Annotated in this window: 23 protein-coding genes and 1 tRNA gene; 8 read left to right on the top strand and 16 right to left on the bottom strand. The window is 69.5% G+C overall.

The window, feature by feature from the left end:
• Positions 1–129: 129 nt before the first annotated feature.
• The 4 genes from D2K64_RS03620 to D2K64_RS03635 form a co-directional block, all read right to left on the bottom strand.
• Positions 130–501 carry a hypothetical protein gene (locus D2K64_RS03620; protein WP_120006858.1) on the bottom strand — a complete coding sequence of 124 codons (372 nt, stop codon included), beginning with the start codon at positions 499–501 and terminating at the stop codon, positions 130–132.
• A 100-nt stretch (positions 502–601) separates the two neighbouring features.
• Positions 602–1120 carry a hypothetical protein gene (locus tag D2K64_RS03625; protein WP_120006860.1) on the bottom strand — a complete coding sequence of 173 codons (519 nt, stop codon included), beginning with the start codon at positions 1118–1120 and terminating at the stop codon, positions 602–604.
• A gap of 73 nt (positions 1121–1193) precedes the next feature.
• Positions 1194–1955 carry a TerC family protein gene (locus tag D2K64_RS03630; RefSeq protein WP_120006862.1) on the bottom strand — a complete coding sequence of 254 codons (762 nt, stop codon included), beginning with the start codon at positions 1953–1955 and terminating at the stop codon, positions 1194–1196.
• Positions 1955–2896, bottom strand: coding sequence for a lipid kinase (locus D2K64_RS03635; RefSeq protein WP_120006864.1), 942 nt, complete (start codon positions 2894–2896; stop codon positions 1955–1957). The genes D2K64_RS03630 and D2K64_RS03635 overlap by 1 nt, the downstream gene beginning before the upstream one ends.
• Positions 2897–3037: 141 nt before the next feature.
• On the opposite strand from D2K64_RS03635, the gene D2K64_RS03640 reads away from it, so the two are divergent.
• Positions 3038–3802, top strand: a complete 765-nt coding sequence (locus D2K64_RS03640; RefSeq protein ID WP_120006866.1) for a phosphatase PAP2 family protein — start codon at positions 3038–3040, stop codon at positions 3800–3802.
• Positions 3803–3881: 79 nt separating this feature from the next.
• On the opposite strand, the gene D2K64_RS03645 is transcribed toward D2K64_RS03640, so the two are convergent.
• Entirely contained in the window at positions 3882–4232 is a 351-nt protein-coding gene (locus D2K64_RS03645; RefSeq protein WP_120006868.1) for a hypothetical protein, read from the bottom strand.
• Between the two features lie 534 nt (positions 4233–4766).
• On the bottom strand, positions 4767–5006 hold the full coding sequence (locus D2K64_RS03650; protein ID WP_120006870.1) for a hypothetical protein: 240 nt from the start codon (positions 5004–5006) through the stop codon (positions 4767–4769).
• A 272-nt stretch (positions 5007–5278) separates the two neighbouring features.
• On the opposite strand from D2K64_RS03650, the gene D2K64_RS03655 reads away from it, so the two are divergent.
• A complete protein-coding gene (locus D2K64_RS03655) occupies positions 5279–7066 on the top strand; it encodes a hybrid sensor histidine kinase/response regulator (RefSeq protein WP_120006872.1) in 1788 nt (595 codons plus the stop codon).
• Positions 7067–7224: 158 nt separating this feature from the next.
• Here the strand turns inward: D2K64_RS03655 and D2K64_RS03660 are convergent.
• Positions 7225–7296 (bottom strand) — tRNA-Thr (locus tag D2K64_RS03660).
• 708 nt (positions 7297–8004) lie between these two features.
• Complete coding sequence (locus D2K64_RS03665; RefSeq protein WP_157985706.1) at positions 8005–8223, bottom strand: hypothetical protein; 219 nt, start codon at positions 8221–8223, stop codon at positions 8005–8007.
• A 222-nt stretch (positions 8224–8445) separates the two neighbouring features.
• On the opposite strand from D2K64_RS03665, the gene D2K64_RS03670 reads away from it, so the two are divergent.
• Positions 8446–9453 carry a DUF4214 domain-containing protein gene (locus D2K64_RS03670; RefSeq protein WP_120006876.1) on the top strand — a complete coding sequence of 336 codons (1008 nt, stop codon included), beginning with the start codon at positions 8446–8448 and terminating at the stop codon, positions 9451–9453.
• Positions 9454–9528: 75 nt separating this feature from the next.
• Here D2K64_RS03670 and D2K64_RS03675 read toward each other — a convergent pair whose 3' ends face one another.
• Complete coding sequence (locus D2K64_RS03675) at positions 9529–10704, bottom strand: 2-methylaconitate cis-trans isomerase PrpF family protein (RefSeq protein WP_120006879.1); 1176 nt, start codon at positions 10702–10704, stop codon at positions 9529–9531.
• A complete protein-coding gene (locus tag D2K64_RS03680; RefSeq protein ID WP_120006882.1) occupies positions 10701–11639 on the bottom strand; it encodes a GntR family transcriptional regulator in 939 nt (312 codons plus the stop codon). Before D2K64_RS03680 ends, D2K64_RS03675 begins: the two co-directional genes overlap by 4 nt.
• Positions 11640–11772: 133 nt before the next feature.
• Here D2K64_RS03680 and acnA point away from each other — a divergent pair, with 133 nt between their 5' ends.
• Positions 11773–14556 carry an aconitate hydratase AcnA gene (gene acnA, locus D2K64_RS03685; RefSeq protein WP_120006884.1) on the top strand — a complete coding sequence of 928 codons (2784 nt, stop codon included), beginning with the start codon at positions 11773–11775 and terminating at the stop codon, positions 14554–14556.
• 15 nt (positions 14557–14571) lie between these two features.
• On the opposite strand, the gene D2K64_RS03695 is transcribed toward acnA, so the two are convergent.
• Entirely contained in the window at positions 14572–16359 is a 1788-nt protein-coding gene (locus tag D2K64_RS03695; RefSeq protein WP_162306144.1) for an AI-2E family transporter, read from the bottom strand.
• A 166-nt stretch (positions 16360–16525) separates the two neighbouring features.
• Between D2K64_RS03695 and D2K64_RS03700 the strand changes: the two genes are divergently transcribed.
• The 3 genes from D2K64_RS03700 to D2K64_RS26440 all read left to right on the top strand — a co-directional run bounded on the left by D2K64_RS03700 (position 16526) and on the right by D2K64_RS26440 (position 20814).
• A complete protein-coding gene (locus D2K64_RS03700) occupies positions 16526–19531 on the top strand; it encodes a response regulator (protein ID WP_162306145.1) in 3006 nt (1001 codons plus the stop codon).
• Positions 19528–19905 carry a response regulator gene (locus D2K64_RS03705; RefSeq protein ID WP_120006890.1) on the top strand — a complete coding sequence of 126 codons (378 nt, stop codon included), beginning with the start codon at positions 19528–19530 and terminating at the stop codon, positions 19903–19905. Before D2K64_RS03700 ends, D2K64_RS03705 begins: the two co-directional genes overlap by 4 nt.
• 63 nt (positions 19906–19968) lie before the next feature.
• Complete coding sequence (locus D2K64_RS26440) at positions 19969–20814, top strand: alpha/beta fold hydrolase (protein WP_456316363.1); 846 nt, start codon at positions 19969–19971, stop codon at positions 20812–20814.
• A 57-nt stretch (positions 20815–20871) separates the two neighbouring features.
• Here the strand turns inward: D2K64_RS26440 and D2K64_RS03715 are convergent, their stop codons facing one another.
• Entirely contained in the window at positions 20872–22638 is a 1767-nt protein-coding gene (locus tag D2K64_RS03715) for an SLC13 family permease (RefSeq protein WP_120007279.1), read from the bottom strand.
• A gap of 157 nt (positions 22639–22795) precedes the next feature.
• On the opposite strand from D2K64_RS03715, the gene D2K64_RS03720 reads away from it, so the two are divergent.
• Positions 22796–23449: a DUF533 domain-containing protein gene (locus tag D2K64_RS03720; RefSeq protein ID WP_157985708.1), complete on the top strand. Its 654-nt coding sequence runs from the start codon at positions 22796–22798 to the stop codon at positions 23447–23449.
• On the opposite strand, the gene D2K64_RS03725 is transcribed toward D2K64_RS03720, so the two are convergent.
• From D2K64_RS03725 to mobB, 4 genes are all read right to left on the bottom strand, one after another.
• Positions 23430–23864 (bottom strand): CBS domain-containing protein, encoded by a 435-nt coding sequence (locus tag D2K64_RS03725; RefSeq protein ID WP_238383997.1) that lies wholly within the window; start codon positions 23862–23864, stop codon positions 23430–23432. The genes D2K64_RS03720 and D2K64_RS03725 overlap by 20 nt on opposite strands.
• A 57-nt stretch (positions 23865–23921) precedes the next feature.
• Positions 23922–24245, bottom strand: coding sequence for an antibiotic biosynthesis monooxygenase family protein (locus D2K64_RS03730; protein ID WP_120006892.1), 324 nt, complete (start codon positions 24243–24245; stop codon positions 23922–23924).
• 63 nt (positions 24246–24308) lie between these two features.
• Positions 24309–25574: a molybdopterin molybdotransferase MoeA gene (locus D2K64_RS03735; RefSeq protein ID WP_120006893.1), complete on the bottom strand. Its 1266-nt coding sequence runs from the start codon at positions 25572–25574 to the stop codon at positions 24309–24311.
• Positions 25562–26074 carry a molybdopterin-guanine dinucleotide biosynthesis protein B gene (gene mobB / locus D2K64_RS03740; protein ID WP_120006894.1) on the bottom strand — a complete coding sequence of 171 codons (513 nt, stop codon included), beginning with the start codon at positions 26072–26074 and terminating at the stop codon, positions 25562–25564. Before mobB ends, D2K64_RS03735 begins: the two co-directional genes overlap by 13 nt.
• Positions 26075–26088 lie beyond the last annotated feature (14 nt).

Below are 26088 nucleotides of genomic sequence, written 5' to 3' on the forward strand. Positions count from 1 at the left end.
GCCTTCACCCCAGCAGAATGCGCCAACTACTTCACCGCCGCCGGATATGAGCCGGAGTAGGTGGAAAATGCTCTAGTTGGCCCGGATGCTGGCCGGCATCCGGCGGAAGCGGCCAGTGGAAACGCCGCCTCAGGACACCACGCCCGGCACCAGCCGGATGCGCTGCTTCCGCTGCGCCGGCATCCAGCCATGCGCCCGGATCACCGCATTGCTTTCCACCGGCCGGCGCCCCTCCGCCAGGGACCAGGTGATGTGAAAGGTGGACCCGTCCGGCCGATCAGTGGTGCCGTCGATCTCCACCACCAGCGCCTGCACCCCGGCGCCGTCATCGGCCTCGCCCAGCACGAGCCCGTCGGTGACCCGGCGCAGCCACTCCGCGGTGTCGGCACCCTTCATCGTCACGTGGTGGGCGATGAGGCGTGGATAGCGCGGCGGAAACTGCCGCAGCAGCGCGTTCCGATCCTCCGCTGGCAACAACCAGCCGCGTGTCGCCTTGCTCATCGCTCCGGCCTTCATCACCGTGGCGGATCCCGGCGGAGAAGGGTTTCAGCGCCGGCATCCGCCGTTCAGCGCACCGCCGCCCCACTCGGCGGGCTTCCCGTCAACGGTCGTTCTGGGCCTGAAAATTCTTGTTCTGCTGCGACACGCTGCCGACCTGCCGCGGATCCACCGTCGCGGTCCCGGCACCGCTTTCGACCGGCCGCATGCCGTGCGCGGCCGTACGGCCCGCGCCGGGGTGGTGCCGCATCCGGTTGGCGCGTTTCATCTCAAGGGCGCGCCGGGCGATCTCGCCCTGGCTTCCGCGGCGGTCGGCATCCTCCTGCCGCGTCAGCTGGCGGTTCACCCGCTTCAAGGCCGAGGCGAAGACCTGCTTCTTTTCCGTGAGCCCGCTCGGGTCGCGCGCCGGGGTGGCTCCGCGCGGCTCGGCCTTGCCGCGAGCTTCCCGGCGGCGGGACCGGCCCAGGTCCCGGGCCTTGTCGCGGAAGTTCCGCAAGCTGCGGGCGACCTCCACCAATTCGCCACGCTCGAGTTGGCAGATCACCGGGTACCGGCTGCGTTCCACGGCAGACAATTCTGCGCCGGTGAGAATGCGTCGCTCGTCGGCAATGGGGCGGCTCATGCGATCTCCTTCTGGTGCGCCGCCCGGTCTGGCGGCTTCATGAACATGACAAAACGTTCATGAAGCCAGGGTTTCAATGAGTCGCGGCCGGCCTGCCCGCCATCTTCCGATCGCGCGCGCGGCGCGACAGCATGTTCAGGCCCTCCACCAGGATCGAGAAGGCCATGGCGGCGTAGATGTAGCCCTTGGGCACATGCGCCCCGAAGCCTTCGGCGATCAGCGTCATCCCGATCATCATCAGGAAGGCGAGTGCCAGCATCACCACCGTGGGGTTGTGCTTGATGAAGGTGGCCAGCGGGTCGGCGGCCAGCAGCATCACCGTGACGGCGGCCAGCACCGCGATCACCATGATGGGCACGTGCGGCGTCATGCCGACCGCCGTGATGATGCTGTCGATGGAGAAGACCAGGTCCAGGATCAGGATCTGCACGATCGCCGATCCGAAGGTCAGCCCGGCCGCCTTGCCGTCGAACATGTCGCCCTCGGCCGGCGGATCGACGTTGTGGTGGATCTCCTTGGTGGCCTTCCACACCAGGAACAGGCCACCCGCGATCAGGATCAGGTCGCGCCAGGAGAAGGCGTGGCCGAACAGCTCGAACAACGGGGCGGTGGCGCGCACGATGATGGCGATGGTGCCGAGCAGCGCCAGCCGCAGGATCAGCGCCAAGGCGATGCCGATTCGCCGCGCCCGCGCCTGCTGCTCCGCCGGCAGCTTGTTGGTGATGATCGAGATGAAGATCAGGTTGTCGATCCCGAGCACGATCTCCATCGTGACCAGCGTGGCGAGTGCGATCCACACGGCCGGGTCGGCGGCCAGGGCGAGCAGCGAATCCATCAGGGGACGGTTCCTTCGGGATGGGTGGGGGCGAAAACCTGGACGGCCCGCGGCAGCAGCCTGAAGCGGGCGGGAGTGCTGGCGTTCAGCTCGCCATCGGTGTTGATCGGCATTGGCCGGCGGGTGCGCACCTCGCATTCCGTGGTGTGGAAAGTGCGGACGTCCTTCCATTGGCCGTGGGTGCCGCGCCGCAGATAGGGCAGCAGCGCCAGCAGCCGCCACCAGTGATCCAGCTCCAGGCTGTACACGTCGAGCTTGCCGTCATCGGGCCGCGCATCGCTCGCCACCGTCATGCCACCGCCGTAATGCCGCCCATTGCCCACCGAGACCTGGATGGTTTTGCCTTTCTCCTCGGCGCCGTCATGCCGGATCCAGACGGTGAACGGCCGGGACCGGCGCAGCAGCCGGAAAGCGGCGATGGCGTAGCCCAGCTTGCCCCAGCGCTTCTTCACGTCCTGGCCGAGGTCCCGCGCCAGCTCTGCGCTGAAGCCGATCGAGGCGACATTGAAGAAAGGGATGCCGTTCACCTCCCCGAGGTCGATCGGGCGGGGCGGCACGCCCGCGATGATGCGGGCCGCCTCAACGGGGTCGGGCGGAATGCCGAGGCTGCGTGCCAGATCATTGGCGGTGCCGAGGGGCAGGATGCCAAATGGGAGGCCCGTCTCGATCAGCGCCGGCGCCGCGCCGTTCAGGGTGCCGTCGCCACCGCCGAGGATCACCGCCCCGATCTCCGGCCGGGCCTGGGCGCGGATCACGTCGGCCGCCATCTGGCCCGGGGAACAGGGTACCTCCTGCAGGATCCAGCCGGCCCCGCGCAGCACGTCCAGCGCTTCCTCGATGGCGGCGCCGCCATTGCGGGCGTTGCGGTTGACGATCAGCAAGGCATGTCGTGCCCCGATCGTGGTCAGGGCCTCTGCGCTGGACGCGGCCCGCTCCTGCATAACTGCCCCCTGTCCGAATGCTGCCGCAGATTGCGATAAACTGTCGCCGGCGCAATGTGCAAAGCCGCAGAAGCTCGGCAGTTTCCGGCAACTGTTCCGCCCCGGCGGCGTCTGAGCCCTGTCCGCTGCCGAGGAACCGACATGCCCGACGGTCTGCCCTTCCATCGTCAACTGCGCGCGCGGTTCGGCTGGGGACAATTCGTCACCCTGGCGGCCCTGCTTTGCTGCGCCCTGGGGCTGTGGGGCTTCGCCTGGCTGGTGGACGAGGCGCTGGAAGGCGACACCCGTGTTTTTGACGAGACCATCCTGCTGGCCCTGCGCAACCCGGCCGACCGCTCCGACCCGATCGGGCCGTTCTGGCTGGACATCATGATGCGCGACTACACCGCGCTGGGCAGCCACGCCGTGCTGATCCTGGTCGGGCTGCTAGCGCTGGGCTACATCCTGTTTCTGAGGAAATGGGCCTCGGCGCTGTTGCTGGCAGTTTCGTTCGGCGGCGGCATGCTGCTCAACAGCCTGTTGAAGCAAGGCTTCGACCGCCCGCGGCCTGGCCTGGTCGCGCATCTCGCCGAGGTGCATACGGCCAGCTTCCCGTCGGGCCATGCCATGCTGTCCGCCACCTGCTACCTGACGCTGGGCACGCTGCTGGCCGGCGTGACCCGGTCGCGGCGGCTGAAGGCTTATGTTCTGGGTGCCGCGGTGATGCTGGTGGTGATCATCGGGGCGAGCCGGATCTATCTCGGCGTCCACTGGCCGACGGATGTGCTGGCCGGCTGGGCCCTGGGCGCGGCCTGGGCCATGGGGTGCTGGCTGGCGCTGCGGGCCTGGGTGGCGTGGCAGGGTGACTGGCCGGCGACACCGGATCAGGCGGGCCGGCCACCGGCGGCCGGCGATCCGCCGCCATGACGGGGCGGGCGGGCCCACGCCGGCATCGCCTTGCCCGACCGGAGGCCGACCTCATCCCGCCGCCCGGCCGCGACCCGCGCTAGAGCCCGCCTGTCGGGCTCCAGCCCTGGTCACGCATGCAGCTGGCCACCACGCTCTCGCGCAGCCCCGCATTGGCATCGCGGGTGCGATATTCCGGCCATTGGAAGCGGGCGCCATCGTTGCGGCAGGCCCGGCCATCAGCGGTGCATTCGGTGCGGGAGGGGATCCAGGCGCCGGAGCGGGCAATGGTGTTCTCCCACACCGGCGGCACCGCGGCCTCGGCCCCGGCCTCGCATTGCCGCAGCGTGGCCCGGCGCTCGGCCGTGGAGGCTCCGGGCTTGCTCCAGCTGGCGCAGCCGGACACCAGAAGCAGGGCGCAGCAGGCCAGGCGGTTCCAGGACATTGCCATGCGGGTTCTCCCTCGACCGGTCAGGCCCGCATTCTACACCAAGCCTGCCGCTGAGGCGCACTCTCCGGATGGCGGGATCGGTGATCCTGCCGAATGACCCATGAGCGGCCTTCACGAGGCCGGTGGCAAATTGGATCACCTGGAGCCAGCCGCAATAACGTATGTATGCAAATGAACTACTCGCTGTGAGGCACAGCGGAGAACTTAATCTCTCGGTTGACGCGGCGCGGCGGCGATCCCTACAGTCACAACAAGCATAATAAAAACGCCAACAAACCCAGGAAAACGTTCATGATGATAGTTGCCGCCGCCGGCATTACCTGGAGCCTGATGGGGATAATGCTCTACTGGGCCCATCAGGACTCGTCTTTGCGCCCAGCCGCCCGGCGGGTAGCGCCTCCCGCAGTCCCCAGCCTCGGCATGATGCCCGCCGAGTAGGCCGAGCCGGCCGGAGTTGCCATCTGGTCCTTCCGCCCGGGCCGGCCGCCTTCCGCCGCCGGACTGGCCGCGCCGGCAGTGTTCGCTGAACGATGCTTAGTCTCGTCCGCGATGGGCAGATGTAAGCCGGTCCAGCTCGGCATGCAGCTCCGCGGCCATGCGGGCACGCATCATCGTCTCGCCCACGGCATCGCCCTGAAGCGGGACCATCTGCAGAAGGTGGTCCAGCGAGGCCTTCAGGCCCTCCAGCCTCCCCGCCAGCGTGGCCGTGTCGGCGCACTGCTCCCTCACATACTGCCGCAACAGATCCCGCAGGTCATCACTGACGGTGGACATGGGCGCTCCTTCGCTGAGCACAGCATAGGCGCGACCCCGCTCCGGCCAGCCTCAAGTTTTGATCAGGAGGCGGATCCCTGGCCCTGTCCACTTGTTCCCGATCACCGGGCATCGGGCTGATCCGTTTCCGACCCTGCCACCCAATGCAGCCCCAGGTTGCTTTTGGCAGCCCGGGCGCCTACCAGAGCTCCAGCAAATCAGTCGATCGGCTCAGCTGGTGTCAGCCGCCCTCACCAGCGAAGTGAGCCGTCCGGGTGGATGGTCCCAGCATCATGCCAAACATGGCCAAGCAGAGCCGGCTTCTTCTGGCATCTGCGATCGCAGTTCCGGCCCTGGTCTTCGTGACAGCGGCCACGTGGAACCGCAACGAAGTGCTTCGTGACAGCACCAGCACCGTGGAGCGAACGGCCGCGGTGATGCATGAGCATGCCGCGAAGGTTTTCGATACGGCTGAACTGATCCTGGCCCATGTCGATGAACACACCCGGTCGATGTCGCGGGATCAGATCGTGGGGCCCCAGACCAACGCATTCCTGGCCCGCGCGATCGCGTCGCTGGACCAAGTAGTGTCGGTCTGGATCACCGATGCGGACGGTGTTGTGCAGGCCGGCAGCCAGCCCTGGAGCAAGGACGTCCGCCTGTCCGACCGGCCATTCTTCCAGGCGCATGTCAACAATCCAGCAGAAGAAACGCAAATCGGTTCCTGGTTCGTGGGACGCGCAACGGGGATCCCATCCTTCGCGATGAGCCGGCGGCGCACATCGCCTGATGGATCCTTCAACGGGGTCATCCACGTGTCCCTGAGCCCGGAATACTTCCAACGATTCTACCAGGACGTCATCCCGCCCACCACCTTCGCCGCAGTCCTGGCGCGGAGCGACGGCGCCGTGCTGGCCCGTGAACCGCAGGTGCCTGCCGGCCAGACCGTGGTGTTCTCCCCGGGCAATCCGCTCCGGGCCGCCATGGGCCGGGGGCAAAGCATGGGGACCGTTGTCACGGCCTCGGCGAGCGATGGCGAGGAGATCATTCTCGCCTTTCGGCAGATCGGCTCCCGGCCTGCCTATGTGGCGTATGCGGCCAAGACTGACGCCCTGCTGGGCCGTTGGCGCCGGAACCTGCTCACCTATGGTGCCGTGGCTCTCGCAGCGTCCCTCGTGCTGGTGCTCGTTTCACTCTTCACCCTGCGCCGGATGCGGGCGGAACGTGCCGCCCTTCAGTTCGCGGCCGAGGAAGGCCAGCGCCGCCTGGCCATGGAAGAACGGTTGAAGCAGACCCAGAAGATGGAGGCGCTGGGGCAGCTTGCCGGCGGCGTTGCCCATGACTTCAACAATGCGGCCGCTGTTGTTCTCGCCGGCCTGACATTGCTGGAGAAGCGGCACGCCAGGTTGCTCGATGAGGGTGGTGCCGAGGTTCGCCGGCTCATCGCCGGCATCAGCGAAGGAGCCGAGCGCGGCGCGATGGTGACACGTCGCCTCCTGACGTTCTCGCGGCGCGATGAGCTGCATGCCGAGGACGTCGATCTGGCCAGGTTCGTTGACGACCTCGAAGCCGTCCTGATGATCAGCCTTCCGCCCGGAATGAGCATTCGAGCAAAGGTCGAGGGCACGACGCCCCACGCCCATGTCGATCCCGGACAGCTTCGAACCGTTCTGATCAACCTGGTCATCAATGCGCGTGATGCCATGCCGGCAGGCGGCACGATTTCGCTGGGAGCGGAGCCGGGCGGAGCGGTGGTCGGTGAAGCCGACGAGGATCGCCCTCCCACGGCGCCCTTCGTGCGGATCTTTGTGTCGGATACGGGAACCGGGATGAACCAGGAGACGCTCAAGCGGGCGGCGGAACCCTTCTTCACCACCAAGCCTTCCGGTCAAGGCACCGGGCTGGGACTGTCCATGGCGCATGGCTTCGCCGCGCAATCAGGAGGATCGATGCGGATCGAGAGCGAGCCCGGGCAGGGCACAACGGTGTCCCTCTGGCTGCCCGCCTCCCGGAATGCCGCAACTCCGCCAAAGCCACCGGGCGATCAGCGTCAGCGCCGGGTGCATCGCGGCGTGGAATGAACTCGCCTCCCGAGGCTGCCGACCTGCAAGCGAAGCCGGTCCGACGCAGGAGCGGCACGGCTTCCGTTCCGAGAGCGGGCGAGGCCCCTTCTTCCCTGACACCTCCGGACAGCAATCAGCTGCCGAATGGCTTTGCGAACCGGATCTGTTCAGGATGATGCCGGGTGAGGGGATCGAACCCCCGACCTTCGGTTTACAAAACCGCTGCACTACCGCTGTGCTAACCCGGCAGATTGTTGATCAAGAGGGGCTCCAGCGGATCCCCCTCCCAAACACAGGTATCGTCCGAGTTGAATAATTCACCTCGGCGCGCCGCGCTCCTTTTCCCCGGTTTGCCATAGCTTTTCAAGCCCGCAGCTTCAGGTTCGAAGTGCTGCCGAACTTGTCCCTTACCGGTGAGGATGTTGCTGGGAATGACATCTGGAAACATCGTTTCCGGATCTTCGTGCCGCCGGAGATCAAAGCATCGATTTCCCTGGTTTCATCTGACATCGAGGCCGCCACCCGCTGCACGGACGAACATGGCCGGACGTCATGGATATCTTGGTGCTCGTGTCGCGGCCGTGGGTTCGTCGCGTCTTCAGCATGCGGGTCGTCCGTGATCTGAGCTGGACGAAGGACCTGCTCGGTTCGTTGTGGATCGCGCGGCATCCCGGCCCGGGCCCGTTCGGTCCGGTCATCGCCCGGGATCAACTGTCTGGCCCGCGCTTGCCAGCATGGCTGTTGCTTCGCCTCCACCGAAATCCATCAGGTTACCCGGTTGGAACGGTGGGGACCGGCCAGGCCGTGTCACGAAGCCTCGTCGTCCTTTGGACCACAGGATGGCGAACTCCGGCTCCCCCTTTACTCTGCCCGCGACGTCACAGGGCGCAGCCCGTCTGGCATGATGATCCTCCCCGCAGGCCTGGCAGACGCTTCGCCTCCGGATGGCGGCTCATTCAGAACCTTCGTCCGGGAAAGGGGGCAGGCAGATCGGTCGATACAACACCGCATCCGAGCGCAACCATGACGGTGATCGCTGTACGCAGCGCGAGACGGTCAGGGCAGACGACCTGTACCTGGTTCGCGTCGAGGTACTTGACCTCGCCGATGTCCGACCCGAGCACCTGAAGGTTCACGTCCTCCACGGGCAGCATGAGAACCGCGTTCTGTGTCACGGGTGTTCCTCCTGACCACTGGCCTGCCGCATGATCTCGGTTGCTTGCCATAACGAGCATACAACCATAACGGGTGCTTTCTTGAAGTTCACAAACTGCTGAGAGGTTTCAACACGAACGCTCCCGGAGCATGGTTTCCGATCCACCGGCGGCGCTGATCTGCTCCGGAACCGGAACCCCCATTGACCGAACAGGCCAGAGAATCCGGCCACAGGAGCGCCCATGCCAATCGTCACCACGACCCTTGCAGGACAGGATGCTTCGGAAGGTCCGGTCCTCGTGGCCGAAGGCTACCCGGTCACGTTTGAGTTTGTTCACGACGACCCGGCGGACGCCACGAGCTTCGCCTTTCGCCCTCTTTCCGAGGACAGCATCGCCGATTCGCGGCAATATCTGGGCTACAGCACGCCCATCACCGTGAGCTTCGCTCCGGGAGAGACGGGTCCGAAGACCGTGACGCTGAACACCGCCGAGGATGATGCTCCCGTCGCACCGTCCTGGATGGTGTGGGGGCTGGAGGCCGTTGAGGGGGTGGACGAGTTTGTCGGACCAGCAACAGGCTACGGCGCCCCGGAATTCTTTCCGATCGCCGTTTCAAACAATGATGGCGGCCCGGACGCCGACCTGATCGAGGGAGGCGACCGGGACGACGTGTTCTCCGGACAGGGCGGGAACGACGTAATCAGCGGCCATGGCGGCACCGACACCGCCCTTTACCGGGGGCCGTGCGCGGATTTCACCGTGACCAGGGAAGGAACCACCGGCCAGGTCGAGGATGGCGTGGCCGGCCGCGACGGCATCGACAGCCTGGATGGCATCGAGCGCCTGGAATTTACAGATGGCACTCTGGCGCTGGATGCCGATGGTCCGGCCGGCCAGGCCTACCGGCTCTACCAGGCCGCCTTTGCCCGCGATCCCGATGTGGACGGCTTGCGGCACCAGGTCCAAGCCCTGGATGAAGGGCTCGGCCTGTTGGCCATCAGTTCCAACTTCCTCGATTCGTCGGAATTCACCGGACGCTACGGGACGAGTCCGTCCGACGCGGAATTCGTCACCCTGCTGTATCGCAACGTCCTGGCCCGGGAACCCGAGGAGGTCGGCTTCCAGGCGCACACCGCCGGCCTGGGCAACGGCCTGACGCGCGAGCAACTCTTGGTGAACTTCTCGGACAGTGCGGAAAACCGGCAGCAGACCGCCGCCGAGATCAGCGACGGGATCTGGCTGGGCTGACAACAGCCCTCCGCCTGGGCGTCGGCTGCGAGGCCGCCGGGCCTATCCGATGGAGGCCGCACGCAGGTGTGGTCGTCAGCCGGCGTGGCCCGCTTCCGCCACGGCGGCGCCCGGCACCCAGACCTGCCCGTCGAACAGCCGCCGCGCCGTGCGGTAGAAGGAGCCGGCCCGGGCCACCCAGGTGCCGCCCGCCTCCTGCAACACATCGGCACCCACCGTCAGCACGCCGGACGGCATGCCGATGCGCAACGCTTCCTGCCCGGCTTCCGGCGACAGCGCCTCGGCAACCAGCGTGCCGCTGATCCGGGCGGCAACGGCCGTGCAGAGCGACACGGTTAGCGGCAGGGCGCGGTGCGGCTGTCCGTTGGACAGTACGCGCGCCACGAGGTCCACCTCGCCTGCCCGCACCACCTCGCCCGACAGGGTGCGGCCTTCGGCCGGCGGACTGACGAAGCCGATATAGGGCACGCTGGTGATGCCGCGGGCCGCCTCAACGTCCGGCGCGATGCCCATCCGCACCGAAGCCTGCAGCCGGATCGCCTGCAACAGCTCCAGCATCGCGGGATCGGCTTCCAGCTCGTCCGGAAGTTCCAGGCCGGTCAGGCCGATGTCGCGCGCGCGCACGAAGACGGCGGCGTTGGCGGCATCCACGAGGGAGGCTTCCAGCCTGCCGAAGCCCGGCACCTCCAGCACGTCCAGCACCGCGCCGCTCGGCAGCAGCCGGCCGGTGGTGGCGCCGCCGGGCTCCACGAAATCCAGCCTGATCGGCGCGCCCGTGCCGCCCACGCCGGGAATGGCGAGGTCGCCATCGTAGCGCGGGCGGCCATCCTCCACCGGGAAGGTGGCGTGGATGATCTTCTGCGTGTTGGTGTTGAAGATGCGCACCCGGGCCGTGTCGCCCTCCGTCCGCACCAGCCCTTCCTCCACCGCGAAGGGACCGACGGCCGAACTCATGTTGCCGCAATTGCCCTTGTAGTCGACGCGCCGCTCTTTGATCAGCACCTGCGCGAAAGTGTAGTCGATGTCGGCGTCGGCGCGCGGCGAGGGCGCCAGCACGCAGACCTTGGACAGCGAGGAGACGCCGCCGCCCATGCCGTCGAGCTGCCGGCCATAAGGGTCCGGCGTGCCCATCGCCGCGGTGAAGATTGGCGTCCAGGCGGCGCGGTCACCGGGCAGGTCGCGGGCGTGCAGCATCAGCGCCTTGCTGGTGCCGCCGCGCATGAAGACGGCGGGAAGGGAACGCTGGATCATGGGGTTTCCTTGTGGGTCCGGTTCTTGTTGATCTGATTCGGGGAGGCACGCTCCGCCCGCCGCAAAAGCCGCACCTTCTCCGCGCCCGCCTGGGCCAGATGGCTGGCCAGAAGCTCCGCCGCCGCGCCGGAGGCACCCTCTTGCAGCCGTTGCAGGATGGCCAGGTGCTCGACGCATTGGTGGCGCACCCGCTCGCGGTCCAGGATGGCGCGGTATTCCACCAGCCGGCGCAACTGGTTCTGCCGCACCACCATCTGCAGCACGAAGCGGTTGCCCGACAGCGCCGCCAGGGATTCGTGGAAGGTGGAGTTGGCGGCGAACAGCTCGGCGTCGCCGGCGCGGAACACGGCACCTCCCACCAGCGCCTCCTGCTGCGCTCGCAGCCGCGCCAGCACGGCCGGGTCGGGCGCGAAGCCCGGCAGATTGAGCGCCGCCGGCTCCAGCACGGCGCGCAGGGTGTAGCTCTCGGCGCAGGCCTCCGGCCCGTCGATCATCGGCAGAAAGGACCAGCGGCGGGACGGGCGCTGCTCGATCCAGCCTTCCTGGGCGGCGCGCGCCAGCACCCGGCGCAGCGCGTCGCGCGCCAGGCCAGTGCGGCGCATCGCTTCGTTCTCCGACAGCACGGCCGGCAGCTCGCCCGCCAGCCGCGCGCGCGCCAGGGCAAGGTAGGCGCGTTCCTCGGCCGGGGCATCGGGGCGGTGGCGCTCCAGCGCCAGCTCGGTGGCATCGCGCGCCAGGAACAGGCCGCGGCGCGGCGGGCGCGGCACCAGGATGCCTTGTGCCGCCAGATGCGCCAGCGCGCCCCGGATCGGGGAGCGGGAGGTGCCCAGCACCGGTTCCAGCGATTGTTCCGTCAGGTGGTGGCCGGCGGTCCATCCCTCAGCCCGAATGTGGTCAAGGACGCGGTGCGCCAGCAGCACGTGCAGCGATCCCATGGCCCCTTCCTGCCTCCATCCGAGCTTTCTCTTGTACGATACCCGCTCATGGTACAAAACACCAGTCGAACGGCCGCCCCGGTTCCCAGCACCCCCTGTTTCCCGGTCCCCCCTGTCCCAAGGAACGCCCCGCATGGCTCCCTCCCCTGCCCTCCAGACCCTGGACGTCGGCGGCCGCAGCCTCCGCTACGTGCCCATCGCCGATGTGCCGGAAGTGGAAACCCTGCCGGTCACGCTGCGCATCCTGCTGGAGAACCTGCTGCGCCAGGCCGCGCTGCGCGGCGCCGACACGGCGGCCGAGGTCCGGTCGCTGCTGAACCGCGAGGTGGGCGCCGGCATCACCTTCTACCCGGCGCGGGTGTTCGGCCAGGATATCCTCGGGCTGGTGATGCTGGTGGACATGGCGGCGATGCGCGACGCCGTGGGGCGCGCGGGCGGCGACCCTTCCACCGTCTCGCCCCAGGTGCCGATCGACGTCATCATCGACCATTCGCTGCAGGTGGACAGCTGGGCCAACCCGGATGCCGCCCGCATCAATCTTGCCCGCGAATACGACCGCAACGGGGAGCGCTTCGCCTTTCTGCGCTGGTGCTCGTCGAGTTTCGAGGGCGTGCGCGTGGTGCCACCCGGCAAGGGCATCATGCACCAGCTGCACATCGAGCAGATTGGCCGCGTGGTCTGGACCGACAACACGCCGGAGGGCGAGGTCGCCTACCCCGACAGCTGCGTCGGCACCGACAGCCATACGCCCATGGTGAACGGCCTCGGCATCCTTGGCTGGGGCGTCGGCGGCATCGAGGCGGAGGCGGTGATGGTGGGCAAGCCCGTCGCCATTGCCCTGCCGGAGGTGGTGGGCATCGAGGTGACGGGAAGCCTGCGCGACGGCGTGCTGCCGACCGACCTGGTGCTGGCGATCACCGAGAAGCTGCGCTCCCTCGGCGTGGTTGGCAAGTTCGTCGAGTTCTTCGGTCCCGGCCTCGACGTGCTGTCCCTCGGCGACCGCGGCATGATCGCCAACATGGCGCCCGAATACGGCGCCACGGCGGTGTTCTTCCCCGTTGACCGCCGCGCGCTTGACTACATGCGCGTCACCGGCCGCGACGAGGAGCAGGTGGCGCTGGTGGAAGCCTATTGCCGGGCCCAGAAGCTGTGGCACGACGAGACGGTGCCGGCGCCGCGGTTCGAGACGGTGCTGACGCTGGACCTCGACAGCATCCGCCCCGCCATCGCCGGCCCACGCAACCCGGAAGACCGGCTGGACCTGGAAACCGCCCCCGCCGCCTTCGCCGAGCACCACCGGCAGATCGCCGGCCGCCCGATCGACCCGGCCCGCCGCTCGCCCGTGGCCGGCAGCGATTTCGCGCTGTTCGACGGCGCGGTGGTGATCGCCGCCATCACCTCCTGCACCAACACCGCCAACCCGGCCAACATGATGGCAGCCGGGCTGGTGGCGAAGAAGGCCGTGGCGCGCGGCCTGCGCTCCCGGCCCTGGGTGAAAACCTCCCTGGTGCCGGGCAGCCAAGTGACCGCCTCGGTGCTCGAGCGGGCTGGGCTGCAAGGCGACCTCGACGCGCTGGGCTTCCACATCGCCGGCTTCGGCTGCACCACCTGCAATGGCGGCTCCGGCCCGCTGCCCGAGCCGGTGGTGGAGGCGATCGAGGGCGAGAAGCTGGTCACCACCGCCGTGCTGTCCGGCAACCGCAATTTCGAAGGCCGCATCCACCCGAATGTGCGTGCCGCCTACCTCGCTTCTCCGGCGCTGGTGGTGGCCTATGCGCTGGCGGGATCGCTGACGGTGGACATCACGCGCGACCCGCTGGGCACCGGCGGCGACGGCCAGCCCGTCTACCTGCGCGACATCTGGCCCAGCGCCGCCGAGGTCTCGGCGGCCATCGAGGGCGCCTATGCCCGCGACCTGTTCGTGGAGAAATATGCCGAGCTGTACGAGGGCGGCGAGCCCTGGGACGCGCTGGCCCGGCCGCACAGCGAAAGCTTCGCCTGGGAGGGCGACAGCACCTATATCCGCCGCCCGCCCTATTTCGACGGGCTGACGCGCGAGGCACCGCCGGTTCGCGACATCACCGGCATGCGGCCGCTGGTGATCCTGGGCGATTCCATCACCACCGACCACATCTCGCCCTCCGGCGCGATCAGCCTAGGCACGCCGGCGGCGGATTTCCTGCTGTCCAAGGGCGTGCAGCGGAAGGACTTCAACAACTACACCACGCGGCGCGGCAACCATGAGGTCGCGGTGCGCGCTACCTTCGCCAATATCCGCCTGCGCAACCGAATGGTTCCCGGCATCGAGGGCGGCGTCACCCGGGTGATGCCGGAAGGGACGCAGATGCGCGTCTTCGAGGCGGCGCAGGAATATCTAAGGCGCGACGTGCCGCTGGTGGTGGTGGCGGGGCGCAACTATGGCTGCGGCTCCTCCCGCGACTGGGCGGCCAAGGGCGTGGCGTTGCTGGGCGTGAAGGCGGTAATCGCCGAAAGCTTCGAGCGCATCCACCGCACCAACTTGGTCGGCATGGGGGTGCTGCCGCTGCAATTCGCCGCCGGCACCACGGCCGAGACGCTGCGCCTCGACGGCAGCGAGGTGTTCGACGTGATCGACCTCGCCGGCAGGATCGGCGTGCGTGCCGAGCTGCGCTGCGTGATCCACCGGGCCGACGGCAGCAGCGACACCATTCCGCTGACGGCGCGGCTGGATACGGCGGAGGATGTGGAATACTGGCGCCATGGTGGCATCCTGCCGCGCGTCTGGCGCTCCTACGTCACCGGCACCCCGATGCGGGACGCGGACAGCGACACCGCGCCGCGGACGGCCCGCGACGGCACCGGCCCGGGCCGCGAGCTGCCCGATGCCTTGCCGGCCAGCGACACGCCGAGCGAGGCGCAGGGCCCGGCCATCGGCTGACAGCGGCCGGAACGGTCAGGCGGGCGTTTCGGCGCGCGCCGCCTGCCCGGCCGAGGCCCGCCACAGCGCCGCCAGCTCGCCTAGCGAGGTGACGATGGGGTGGCCGGTGGTTTCCTGGCGCAGCTGCGCCAGCATTGCGCTGTCGGGCCGGGCATGCCACACGCCGATGGCGATGCCGGCCTCCGGCAGCGCCTTCTCCCAGCGGCGGATCATCAGCCGGACGCTGGCCGCGCTGCTGCCTTCCTCCAGCACCGAGATGCAGCACAGCCGCGTGCGCGACGCGAGGTCCGGCGGCAGCTCGGCGCCTTCCGGCGTCATGGCCGCCGCCACGCCTTCCGATTGCAGCGCCAGGGCCGCGATCGAGGCCGACAGGTCATCCAGCCGGCCGCGCCCGGCGGCGCACAGGCAGAGCGGCGCATCCGCCGGCAATTCCGGCACCGGGGATTCCTTCTGCACGGCGTCCAGCAGGCTGGCGGTCTGGACCCGCACCTGGTCCAGACGCTCTGGCTCCAGCTCCTCGCGCGACCAGTCGTGATCGGCCAGCGCCAGCGCCGGCAGCGCCACGCCGTCCAGATAGGCGGTGAGCGATGGCGCCTCGCGCAGCGTCAGCCGCGCCTGCTCCAGCAGCGCGGCGGCATTGCCCTGCAACGAGCGCTGGTAGAAGCTTTCCTCCGGCCGCAGCGAAGGCCGGTCGCCCAGCATGACATCGAGGAAGCCGAGACTCGGCACGTGCCGCCCGAGCACCACCAGCACCACGGTGAGCGGCATCGCCAGCAGCAGGCCGATCGGTCCCCAGATAAAGGTCCAGAACACCGCGGCGATCACCACCGCCACCGGCGACAGGCCGGTGGAGCGGCCGAACACCATCGGCTCCAGCACATGGCCCATCATCGGCTCGGCCAGCAGAAACAACACCAGCACCCAGATCGCCAGGCCCCAGCCCGGATCCACGGCCACCGCCAGCAGCAATGGCGGAATCAGCGCGATGAACAGGCCCAGGAACGGCACGAAGCGCATCAGCCCGGCCAGGATGCCCCACAACGCCGCGCTGGGCAGGCCCAGCAGCCACAGCACCACGCCGATAAAGGCACCGAGCGCCGCGTTCAGCGCCACCTGCGCCAGAAACAGCCGGGACAGCCGCCGTGCCGTGTCGTTCAGCGCCACGGTGGTGCGGTGCAGGTCGCTGCTGCCGGCCAGACGGATCACCCGGTCGCGCAGGTCCTCACGGTACAGCAGCACGAAAATGGCGAACAGCACCACCACGCCGGCGGTGGCCAGCGGCGCCAGCACCGGCCCGGCCAAGCCCTGGATCACCTCCAGCGGCGTGGTGCCGAGGTCCGGCGGCATCGTGCTGTTGCCGGCCGGGGCGGCGTGGCCGCCGCTGCGCGCGCCGGAAGGAAGGCTGTCACCCACCATGCTGCGCAGATCCTGCAGCACCAGCTGAACTTCCTGCATCAGCTCGGCCAGGTGCAGGTTCTGCAGCTTCTGCCGCAGGTTCTCCTGGTAGGCGGGCAGGCCGCTGACCAGACTGCCGGCCTGCCGCGCCATCACCATGCCGATGCCCAGGATGGCCCCGGCACCGAGCAGCACCGACAGCACCACCGCCAGCGCATTGGGCAGAAACACGCGGCGCAGCACCGTCACCACCGGCGCCAGCACGAAGGCCAGCAGCACCGCCAGCACCAGCGGCACGATCACGTCGCGGCCGAAATACAGCCCGGCGATGATCAGCGCGGTGGACAGCAAGCCGTTCTGCAGCGCGCGACCGGGCTTGGCGGCCGACGCGGCCTGGGGAAGTATCATGGGTGGTGCTCCTGCGGCCCAGCCGGTAGGGCATGAACCGGCTCCATCAACGCCGCAGCGCCCAAGGTGGTTGAGGCCAGACCCATAAGGTGAAGCTTCGGTGACGCGGTGGTGAACCCCGCGGCCGTGCCGCGCGTTACCGGTGGCAACCCTGGAACCTACGGCCTTGCCCACTTCGCCATCCGCCGCGCCTTCCGCCAGACTGACGCGCCTTGCCCTGCCCGCCGCCCTTGTTCTGCTGGCGCTGTCCATCGGCCTCGGGGTGGCCGAATGGCGCCTCGGCGCCGCGACCCGCCACCAGATCGCCCAGGCCTCGGCGTCTGTGCTGCAGGCGGAAAGTCTGCTCTCGGCGATGAAGGACATTGAAACCAGCCAGCGTGGCTTTGTGCTGGTGGGGGACGAGGCTTATCTGGAGCCTTACGAGGAGGGCCGCCGTCAGGTGGCGGAACGCTTGGCCGCGTTGCGAACGGCCGCCGAACCCTCCGGCGAGACGCCATCGATGAGTCGCCTGCGCGAGTTGCTGGACGCCAAGCTGGCCTGGACGGCGCAGAACATCGCCCTTTACCGCCAGCAGGGCCGTGACGCCGCGGTTCGCATGATCGAGACGCGTGACGGCAAGCAGCTGATGGATGGCATCCGTGGCGAGGTCAGGACCCTGCAGGCGGCGACTCGCGACCACCAGTTCCGGCTGGAGCAGCGCGACGCGCGCCGGGCGCCATGGCTGGCGGGCTCCTCCCTCGGCGCGGCGGCGGCGGCCTGCCTGCTGCTGGCGCTCTACGCGCGCAACCGTCGCCGGGCGGAACGGCGCGCCACCGCTCTGCTGGACGGCGTGATGGAACATGCGCCGGTGGGCCTCGGCTTTCTGGACCGCGGGCTGCGCGTAAGACATGCCAACAAGACCCTGGCCGAACTGGGCGAACGCGTGCTCGGCACGCGCGACGGCACCCTGCCTGAGGAAGCGCGGCAACAGATCGAGCCGCAGCTTCGCCGGGTGCTGGAAGGGGGCAAGGCGCAATCCGACGTGGAGGTGACGCTGCGGCCGAATGGCAGCGCCGCCCGCCACCTCCGCATGAGCTTCTTTCCGCTGCATGACGGCAGCACCCTGGCGCAGCACCTCGAAGGCGTTGGGCTGACGGCGGTTGACATCACCGCCCGCCGCCGCATGGAGGACCGGCTGCGCCGCAGCGAGGCTCGGCTGCGCCTGATCATCGATTCGGTGCCGCAGCTCGCCTGGATGACCGACGACCAGGGGGAGATCCAGTGGTACAACCGCCGCTGGTTCGACTATACCGGCAGCACCATGGAGGAGATGCGCGGCTCCGGCTGGCAGAAGGCGCATCACCCGGACTATCTGGAAGCCGCCACCCAGCGCTTCCGTGCCGCCATCGCCGCCGGCGAGCCGTGGGAAGACACCTTTCCGCTGCGCGGCGCCGACGGCCAGTACCGGTGGTTCCTGTCCCGCGCCCTGCCGCTGCGCGACGCGCCGGATGATGAATTCCCGGATGGCAAGCTGATCGGCTGGTTCGGCACCAACACCGACATCACCGAGATCCGCCAGGCTGAGGAATCCCTGGCGCTGGCCAAGGACGCCGCCGAGGACGCCAACAAGGCGAAGAGCCAGTTCATCGCCAACATGAGCCATGAGCTGCGCACGCCCTTGTCCGCCGTGATCGGCTATTCCGAGATGCTGGAGGAGGAGGCCCAGGATCTCGAGGATGGCGAGAACTTCCGCGAGGATCTGGCCAAGATCAAATCCAACGCCCGCCACCTGCTGTCGCTGATCAACGACGTGCTCGACCTGTCCAAGATCGAGGCCGGCAAGATGGAGGTGCAGCCGGAGGATTTCGACACCGCCGGCCTGCTGCGAGAGGTCGCGGACACGGTGGAAGCGCTGGTGGCCAAGAAGCACAACGCCCTGGTTCTCGACCTTGCGCCGGATTTGCCGGCCATGCATTCCGATCCGGTCAAGCTGCGGCAATGTCTGTTCAACCTGCTCGGCAACGCCGCCAAGTTCACCGAGGCGGGCCGCATCACCCTGAGCGCGCATCCCGACCCGCAGGAGCCGGGCTGGCTGGTGTTCCGCGTGGGCGACACCGGCATCGGCATGACTCCGGAACAGCTGGACCGGCTGTTCCAGCGCTTCACCCAGGCCGACAGCTCCACCACTCGCCGCTTCGGAGGCACCGGACTCGGCCTCGCCATCACCAAGGCATTCTCCAGCATGCTCGGCGGCAGCATCACGGTGGACAGCAAGCCTGGCCAGGGCACCTGCTTCACCATCCGCCTGCCGGCCGACCTGCGCGAGGTCCGCGTCGACGAGGCCGATGGCGCGGTGCAGGCCGGCGGCACCTCGCTGGCGGCGGAGGAGGCGGAGGCGGCCGACCAGGCCGGCCTGGTGCTGGTGATCGACGACGATGCCGCGACGCGCGACCTGCTGGCCCGCTTCCTCAAGCGGGAAGGCTTCGCGGTGCGGGTCGCCCCCGACGGCAAGGCGGGGCTGGAGATGGCGCGGCTGCTGAAACCCGCCGCCATCCTGCTCGACGTGATGATGCCGCGCCTGGATGGCTGGGGCGTGTTGTCGGCCCTGAAGGCGGATCCTGACCTCGCCAACACCCCGGTGGTGATGGTGACGGTGGTGCAGGAGCGCGGCCTGGCCTTCTCGCTCGGCGCCGCCGACTACCTGAACAAGCCGGTGGAATGGGGGCGCCTGAAGCGCGTGCTCGATCGCTACCGCCTGCAACCTGCCCCCGGCGTGGCCCTCGTGGTGGAACAGGACACCGAGCAACGCGGCGAGCTGCGCCAGTTGCTGGAGCAGGAAGGCTGGAAAGTGGAGGAAGCCGAGAACGCCGCTGCCGCCCTGGGGCGCATGGCGATGCAGCCGGCGCCCGGCCTGCTGCTGGTGGAAGTGCAGGATGGCGGCCCGGGCGACGGCTTCGGCCTGATCCAGGAGCTGCGCCAGCGTGCCGAATGGCGTTCCCTGCCGATCATCGCCATGACCGAGGGCACGGCCGACGAGGAGGAGCTGCGCCGCCTGCGCACCGCCGTGCACGAGGTCACGCCCGGCGAGGACAGCATCCCGGCCGAATTGATCACTGAGTTGCGCCGCATCGCGGCAACCGCGCCACGCACGGCGGAGGCGACCATCACCCGTCCTGAAGGAGGCACGCCATGACCAAGATCCTGCTGGTGGAGGACCACGAGGAGCTGTGGGATTTTCTGTCACGCCGCCTGCGCCGCCGCGGCTTCGAGGTGATCCTGGCGCATGACGGGCAGCAGGGCGTGGACAAGGCCACCGCCGAAACGCCGGATGTAATCCTGCTCGACATGAACCTGCCGGTGATGGATGGCTGGACAGCGGCGCGCACGCTGCGCGGGCAGGACAGCACGGCGCGGATCCCGATCATCGCGCTGACCGCGCATGCCATGTCCGGAGACCGCGCAAAGGTGATCGAGGCCGGCTGCGACGACTACCACCCGAAGCCGGTGGATTTCTCGCGCCTGCTGGAGCAGATCGACACCGTTCTGCTGCAGCGAGAGGAAGGCTGAGGCCAACCATCCGGGCGCTGCGCGGTTGTGGAAGCGGCAAACCTTCCGGAAAAGGAACCGCGCATGCCATTCGCGAAAGCCCCCGACGGAACCGAGATCTTCTTCAAGGATTGGGGCAGCGGCCGGCCCGTGGTGCTGATCCATGGCTGGCCGCTGAACGCCGATATGTGGGAATACCAGGCGCCGGTGCTGGCCTCGGCCGGGCTGCGCGTCATCTCCTATGACCGCCGCGGTTTCGGCCGCTCCGGCCAGCCCTGGAGCGGCTACAACTACGACACCCTGGCCGACGACCTGGCGGCGGTGATGGATCACCTGGATCTGCGCGACGCCACGCTGGTCGGCTTCTCCATGGGCGGCGGCGAAGTGGCGCGCTACCTGTCGCGGCACGGCGCTGCGGGACGCGTCTCCAGGGCCGTGCTGGTGTCCGCCGTCACGCCTTTCCTGCTGCGCACCGCCGACAATCCGGATGGCGTCGACCGCTCCGTCTTCGACGGGATGATCGAGGGCCTGCAGAAGGACCGGCCGAACTTCCTCGCCACCTTCGGCAAGCAGTTCTTCGGCGCCGGGCTGCTGACCTTCAGCATTTCCTCGGAGCTGCTGCAATGGGCGTCGATGCTGGCCCTGCAGGCCTCGCCCAAGGCGACGATGGATTGCGTGCGCGCCTTTTCGGAAACCGATTTCCGGGGCCGACCTCGCCGGGATCGCCGTGCCGACGCTGGTGGTCCATGGCGAGGGCGACGCCACCGTGCCGATCGGCGTGTCCGGCCGCCGCGCCGCGCAGATGATCCCGGGCGCGCGGCTCGTGGAATATGCCGGGGCGCCGCACGGCCTGTTCTTCACCGAGAAGGACCGGCTGAACCAGGACCTGCTGGCGTTCATCCAGGGCTGACAGGTGCCCGGCCTACCTAAGCCCACAGTTCACGCGCCGTTCACGCGCCCCCGGCGGCCCGGATCGGCGGGTCGCCCTCACCGCGCCGCCAGTGGCCACACCCAGGCGATCAGCGGCACGCCCACCAGCAGCACGATGGCGGTGAGCGGAGCGCCCAGCCGCGCATAATCGCCGAAGCGGTAGCCGCCCGGCCCCATCACCAGCGTGTTGCACTGGTGGCCGATGGGGGTCAGGAAGTCGCACGCCGCGCCCACCGCCACCGCCATCAGGAAGGCATCGGGGCTGAGGCCGAGGCGCGTCGCTAGGCTGGCGGCGATCGGTCCCATCATCAGCACCGTGGCGGCATTGTTCAGAAACGGCGTCACCGCCATGGCGATCGCCATCATCAGCCCCAGCGCGGCGAGCGGCGGGATGCCGCCCACCAGGGCTTCCAGCCCGGCGGCGATCAGGTCGGTGCCGCCGGTGCTCCGCACCGCCTCGCTGACCGGGATGAGCGCGCCCAGCAGTACCAGCACCGGCCATTCGATGGCGTCGTAAGCCTCGTGCGTCGAAAGGGAGCGCAGCAGCAGCAGGATCACCGAGGCGCCGAAGAACGCCATGGCGACCGGAACAACGTGCAGCGCCACCAGCAGCATGGCGCCGCCCAGCACGATCACCGGGATCCAGGAGCGGCGGCTGCGGCCGAGGGTGATGCTGCGCTCCGTCAGCGGCAGCACGCGCAGGGTGGACAGCGCCTCGGCCATGCCGCCGGCGCCGCCGCGCAGGATCAGCACGTCGCCAGCGCGCAGCCGCAACGTGTCGAGGCGCTGCACCACGCGCGTGCCGCTGCGGCTGACGGCCAGCAGCCCGACGCCGAACCGCTCCTGCAGCCGCGCCTGCGCCACCGTGGTGCCGAGCAGCGCGGATTCGCCGGTGATCACACCTTCCACCACGCTCGCCTCCTGCCCCTGGGTGCTGCCGCCGACCAGCTCCAGCCCGGCGCGCGCCACGATGCGCTCCAGATCCTCCGGCTCGCCGCGCAGCAGCAGCGTGTCGCCGTCGCGCAGCGTCCATCCGGGCGTCGGCAGGAAGCGGCGGAAACGCTCGCGGATCACGGTCGCAACGGTGATGCGGCCCTCCCCCATCTCCTCCAGCCGCGCCACGGTGGCACCATCCAGCACGCTGCCGGCGGGCAGCCGCGCCTCGGTGGTGTAGTCTTCCAGCGTCACCGCCGCATCGAGGCCGCCTCCGCCGCTCCGGCCGCGCGGCAGCAGCCTCCAGCCCACCGTCAGGAAGGCCAGGCCGCACAGCGCGATGCCGAGGCCCACCGGCGTGAAGTCGAACATGCTGAAGGGCGTGCCCGTCACCTCCTGCCGCACGCGGGCGACGATGATGTTGGGGGAGGTGCCGGTCAGGGTGATCAGCCCGCCGATCAGCGAGGCAAAGGCCATCGGCATCAGCAGCGCCGAGGGCGAGGTGCCGGTGCGCCGCGCCAGCTGCAGCGCCACCGGCATGAAGATCGCCAGGGCGCCGATGTTCTTGGTGAACACGGAGGCCACCAGCACCGCTCCCGCCAGCGCTGGCACCTGGGTGTTGGCGTCGCGCAGATGCGGCAGCACCGGGCGCATCATCCGCTCCACCGCGCCCGAGCGGGCCACCGCGGCACTGACCAGCAGGGCGGCGGCGACGATGATCACCACGTCGTCCGCGAAGCCCTCGAAGGCCTTGTCCACCGGGATGATGCCGACCACCACCCCCGCGAGCAGCGCCAGCAACGCCACCAGATCATAGGCGATGCGGCCCCAGATGAAGAGGCCGACGGTGACGCCGAGGATGCCGAAGGCCAAGGCCTGATCCAGGGTCATCCGCGCCGGGACCATGCAGGGAGGGCGGGAGGGTGGCACATGCGCGGGTGGTCCTGTTCAGCGGAAGGCTATGCCACAACCCGGCCCTTCCCAGCCGGTTGCGGCGGCGCAACCAGGAAGCGCACGGTTCCGTTGCGCCGGACAGGAGACCCAGCGCATGACCCTCGTGATTCAACGGCTGTTCGCCATGTTCTCGCCCGCCGCGGCGCCCCGCGACGGCGACAGCCAGGCGCTGGCGGAACAGGCGCTGGAGATGCCGGCCGATCTCGCAGTCGCCGCCCGGGCCGAGGCGGCAGCCGGGGCCGCGCAGCGCCGCGGCGCCGCGCCGCCGCCGCCCTACCGCGTGCTACAGGAAGCCGTGGCGGCCAAGCTCTTGCACGCCTGGTTGCAGAACCGCCACCAGACGCTGTTTCCCCTGGCGCTCAACCTGCGGAACTTGAAGCCCGAGGTCAGGGCCCTGCTGGTTGAACTGCTGGCGGCGGGCGCCCGCATGGCCAGCCTGGAGGAGGATGGCGTGTCGCAGCGGGCCTCGGCCGTGCTGGCCACCATGGGGGGCGGCGCGGAGGAGGCGGCGCTGCTGGATCGGGCGCTGCAACAGCCGCAGCCGTTGCCCGGCCTGCTGGATGGTGCCCGAGACGCCGGGCTCGGCGCGCATGCCTACGCCGCGGCGTTGCTGTTGGCCGGGCGCAGCGGCCGGCTGGAGCGGGCCTGGACCGATTACCTCGCGGCACGCTTCGCCTTGCCGGCCGAGCTGGTGCTCGACCTGGAGCGGCGCAGCGGCGGGCGACGGATCAGGCGGAAGCCTCGGTAACTTCGCGCAGCGCCTGCTGCAGCGCCTCGTTGTCCAGCATCAGGCGGCGCGACAGGTCGGCCAGAGTCACCCAGCCCACCACGCGCTCCTCGGCATCGCGTACCGCCAAGCGCCGGATGTTCTGCGCCGCCATCAGGTCCATGGCCGTTTGCACGGAATCGCCGGGACGGCAGGCGGTCACCGGGCTGGTCATGATGTCGCGCACCCGGATGGCGGTCGGCGCATCGCCCTCGGCCACCACGCGGTACAGGATGTCGCGGTCGGTGACGATGCCCAGCAGGTCCTCCGGCTTGCCGACCGGCAAGGCACCCACATCCAGCTCCCCCATCATCTCCGCCGCCTGCTGCACCGTGGCATCGGGCGCGATGAACTCCACATCGCGGCTCATCAGGGCGGCCACTTCCATCGGCGTCATGCTCCATCCAGAGCAGCGGCAACCCGCCAGCGTGGCGGCGGGTTGCGCCGGGCGAGGTCAGGCGGCGCCGGAACCCACCGTCTGGATCACCTCGAAGCCCTCGAATTGCGGCGGGCCGAGGTAGAGCGGCCTGGTGCCGCCGGCGCCGCGATGCGCCGCGCGGAACGCCTCGGAGCGGGTCCATTCCTCGAAATCCGCCTTGCTGCGCCAGATGGTGTGGGAGGCGTAGAGCACGTGGTCCTCCCGCGACGGGCCACGCAGCAGGTGGAACTCCACGAAGCCCGGCACGGTGTGCAGGTGGGATTCGCGGTTCATCCACATCTGCTCGAAATCCTGCTCGGCGCCGGGGGCAACCTGGAAGCGGTTCATGGCGATGAACATGCGGGCACTCTCCTGTTCGGCTGCGCCACAGATGGGGCCGGATGCGGCGCGGTCCAGCCGTTTCTAGAGCAGCCCCGCGAAGGGCAGCACGGCGACCATCTCGCCCGCCACGACGCCGGTGCCGTCCTCGGGCAGCTCGGCGAAGGCATCGCTGCCGGTCAGCGAGGTCAGCGAGGCCGAACCCTGCCGAGGGAAAAGCCGTGCCACCGGCAGCCCGCCGGGCGCGGCCTCCAGCGAAACGCGCAGGTATTCGCGCCGTCCCGGCTTCTTGCGGTGGTCGAAGCCGGCGCGGGCGGCGAAGCGCGGCAGCACCTCCGGCCGGGCGCCGCACAGCCGCATCGCCAGCGGCCGCGCCAGATGCAGAAAGGCCACCATCGCGGCCACCGGGTTGCCCGGCAGGCCCAGCACCGGCGTGCCATCCACCACGCCCATCGCCGCCGGCCGGCCCGGCTTCACCGCCAGCCGCCAGAAGCGCAGCGTGCCGCAGCGGGCGATGGCGCCGCGAACATGATCCTCCTCGCCGCCGCTGATGCCGCCCGAGGTCAGCAACAGGTCATGCGCGGCGGCGGCGTGGCGCAGCGCGCCCGCGGTGGCCTCGGCGTTGTCGGGCAGGATGCCGAGGTCCACCGGCTCCACCGGCAGGCCGGCCAGCAGGGCCAGCAGCGCGAAGCGGTTGCTGTCGAAGGTCTGCGCGGGGCCGAGCCGGCCACCCGGCGCCACCAGCTCGTTGCCGGTGCTGAACACGCCGATCCGCGGCCGCGGCCGCACCGCGAGCTCCACCTGACCCAGCGCGGCGGCCAGCGCGATCTCCGCAGGCCCGAGCCGCGTACCTTCGGCCAGGGCCTCGGCATCCGCCGCCATGTCCTCGCCCGCCATGCGGCAGTTCGCGCCCGGCGGCAGCACCAGGGCGAGACCCTCCGGCAGACGCAAGGCGGCGCCCTCGACCCGCGCATCCTCCTGCATCACCACCGTGTCGGCACCAGGCGGCAGGGGAGCGCCGGTGAGGATGCGGCAGGCCTCGCCGGGACCAAGGGGCGCGCCGGGGGCCGTGCCGGCGGCCAGCCGCCCCGCCAGCGGCAGCACCGTGGCGCCCCGTGGCGACAGCGCGGCATGGCGAAAGGCGAAGCCATCCACGGCACTGTTGCTGAAGGGGGGCAAGGCATGCGGCGCCCGCAGCGGCGCGGCCAGCACACGGCCGCGCGCGGCCTGCAGAGGCACCAGTTCCCGCCGGGTGGGGATCGGCACGCCGGCCACCACTAGGGCCGCCGCCGCCGCCACGTCCAGCGACGCGCCGCCATGCGCGAAGCAGTCGGCGCTCAGCCCCGCCATGGGCCGGGCCAGGGCGCCGCGTGCTGCAGCACCAGCGCCGCCACGGCCTCCACATCGTCCAGCGCCGCATGCGGCAGGGTGGCCCGCGGCGGCACGTCGGAGGCCACGGCGCGGATCGCCGGGTCCTCCGGGTGCAGCCAGGGCTTGTTGTTGGCGGCGCGGTGCACCTCGATCTTCGGGTGCCGGTCGCGCTTGAAGCCTTCCACCAGCACCAGCTCGACCGGGTCCAGCTTCGCCAGCAGCTCGGCCAGGGGCGGCTCGGGGGCGCCGCGCAGCTCCGTCATCAGCGCCCAGCGCGTGTCGGAGGAGACCAGCACCTGGTGCGCGCCGGCCTGCCGGTGGGTGTGGCTGTCCTTGCCGGGCTGGTCCACGTCGAAGCGGTGATGCGCGTGCTTCAGCGTGGACACGCGCAATCCCTGCCCGGTCAGGCAGGGGATCAGCCGGGCGAGCAAGGTGGTCTTGCCGGCACCGCTCCAGCCGGCCAGTCCGATCAGGCGCATCGCCCGCCCTTAGG

This window comes from Teichococcus vastitatis (assembly GCF_003604215.1).
Classification (GTDB): Bacteria; Pseudomonadota; Alphaproteobacteria; order Acetobacterales; family Acetobacteraceae; genus Pseudoroseomonas; species Pseudoroseomonas vastitatis.